Here is a 2,014-nt window from a genome sequence, read left to right as displayed (position 1 = left end):
ACTGAGACCACCACCCCGACCGGAACCACGACCACTGAGCCAACCCCCACCCAGTCCCCCGGATTCGGAGCACTTGTTGCTCTTGCCGGCCTTGGTGCGGTTGCCTTCCTGGTCCTTCGTCGGGACTAAACCCTAACTAACCAACCCTAATTTTTTGTTTCGTCTCTGTTTTGTTGAGCGATTTTTTTGGGTACGGGACGGTGTCACGATGCCGGAGGGTTCTTGGCCTCCCGGTTCTGTAAACGCGTGATGCCGCGGTGTATGGGTAATGAATACCGCATCACGCGGAGAACGACGGGTAGGATATTCAGAGTTTGAGAAGAACGACATTCCTCCAGAAATGTATTCATATCCTCGAGTCGATGGAACGGATTGAGGAGTATGCCCGATAGAACAATTCATGACAGTTATCTCCCCGGTCAGGCTCACCCCTTCATTCCGCCCGCCCCATGTGCCCCTGTTTCAGAGGATTGAGAGTAAATCCTCGCACACGCGGCGGACATCTGCCCTATCCATCCTCGCATATCGCTCGTGTGCCGCATTCACCCGGGGAAGGTGTTCAATGCAACCTCTCAGGAAGTCATATCGGTTAAGGTGCTCACCAAGACACTCAATATCAAGTTCGTGCCCCCCATGCACCGGATCGATGAGTGCAAGGATATCCGCATAATCCTTGACCAATTTCCCCTCCTCCCAGACTTCATCGTGCGACAGACCATGTTCGAGCCGGTAAGAACGATCCCACACGGCCTTCATCTTGAGGATTACAAGCATGGCACGCGTCGGGATCGACATCTCGACCCCGCCTCGTATCAGCCTCCTTGACGTGTTCCCGGAAAGGATCTCGAAGGTGAAGAGCACTTCCGGTTTGCCTTCGAATGGTTGCTGAGCCTCCCGCGTGGCGAAATCCAGAATTATCTTCCCTGCAGGCGTCATCTTCGCGACGCTCTTTGCGACGTTCATCTGACGTTCCGGCATGAAGTCATGATCTGAACGAAGATAGTGCATCAGGGTACGCCTGATACGACCTGTCGTTACGAGATCGATGTCTACCGAACCGAGATAGGGATTGTATGCGTCCACTGCCCAACCACCGATGAGGATGACCTCAGGGTTGTCCGGGTCTTCTCCTCGTGCATGGATCCACTCTGCAATTACCCTGAGTTCACCAAGCGACCGTTCGATGATACCCTGGTTTGGATTATAGGGCGGCATACCTATCCACCATGGCTTTCGTCAGATCCATCACGCTGTAACCAAGTCCTGCGAGGTCAAGCAGGGTCTGAGCGGGGGATACGATGGTGATACCCTCTATCTGTCGGGTATCGGTAAATACATCCCTGTCCGGCGCATATATCCAGGCCCGGATCCCGCCTCCAGACGGTCCACTGAAGAACTCCTCGAAGAGATCAAGATGTTTCTCTTCAAGATAGAGACTGACTGCATCCTGGCGCACAGCATACCCGGTGTAAAGCCCGCCGGAGGTGTAACCGGTAAAGGCAAACGGGATCTTCTGCCTCTCCAGCATGTATGAAATATCCCTTGCTGCCGGTATCGATTCGCTGAAGTCTATCGGCACTTCTGCTATCTGCAGGTTCTTCATCGGCCGCTCCCAGGCAATACCGTTGAGGAGTCTTTTTACGTCGACGATCCGGACGTAACTGTCGTTTCTCTCTACGATCTCCTGCTCGATGAGCGCCCCGATGATCTTATGCGCCCAGCCGTAAGAGACACCCTCCCGTAGTGCCAGCTGCCGGATGGACGTGCTCTTCTCTTTGAGCAGGCGGGATACAACTTTCCAGGATTTTTCGGTGGTGAGCCTGCTTTTCGATGGCTTGTACTCATGTTTGAGAGGTAGATCCGGTTTCCATGGGAGACGAATCACCAGGATATCAAGTTTTTCGGCTAATTGCTCTTCCCGGGGGTGAATAGCCCTGGCGGCGATGACCAACACCGGCTCCGGCAACTCCTGGCCCTTTCGGCGCCAGAGTTCCCGCAGAAGTTGCATTCTTGC

Annotated in this window: 3 protein-coding genes; 1 reads left to right on the top strand and 2 read right to left on the bottom strand. The window is 54.2% G+C overall.

Annotation, left to right across the window (positions count from 1 at the left end):
• Positions 1 to 129: PGF-CTERM sorting domain-containing protein (locus tag ACI94_RS11065; RefSeq protein WP_353743248.1), on the top strand; the 129-nt coding region annotated here is incomplete at its 5' end.
• A gap of 333 nt (positions 130 to 462) precedes the next feature.
• On the opposite strand, the gene ACI94_RS06565 is transcribed toward ACI94_RS11065, so the two are convergent.
• Positions 463 to 1,215, bottom strand: coding sequence for a hypothetical protein (locus ACI94_RS06565; RefSeq protein WP_286681239.1), 753 nt, complete (start codon positions 1,213 to 1,215; stop codon positions 463 to 465).
• On the bottom strand, positions 1,202 to 2,014 hold an 813-nt coding region (locus ACI94_RS06560; RefSeq protein WP_286681238.1), incomplete at its 5' end, for a hypothetical protein. The genes ACI94_RS06560 and ACI94_RS06565, both read right to left, overlap by 14 nt.

The organism is Methanoculleus sp. DTU007 (genome assembly GCF_001512385.1).
GTDB classification, from domain to species: domain Archaea; phylum Halobacteriota; class Methanomicrobia; order Methanomicrobiales; family Methanoculleaceae; genus Methanoculleus; species Methanoculleus thermophilus.
This window is presented reverse-complemented; position numbering and strand designations above follow the sequence as displayed.

Coding starts and splice junctions, on each gene's coding strand:
- ACI94_RS06565 (WP_286681239.1), bottom strand. CDS start 1,215: ATGCCGCCCTATAATCCAAACCAGGGTATCATCGAACGGTCGCTTGGT.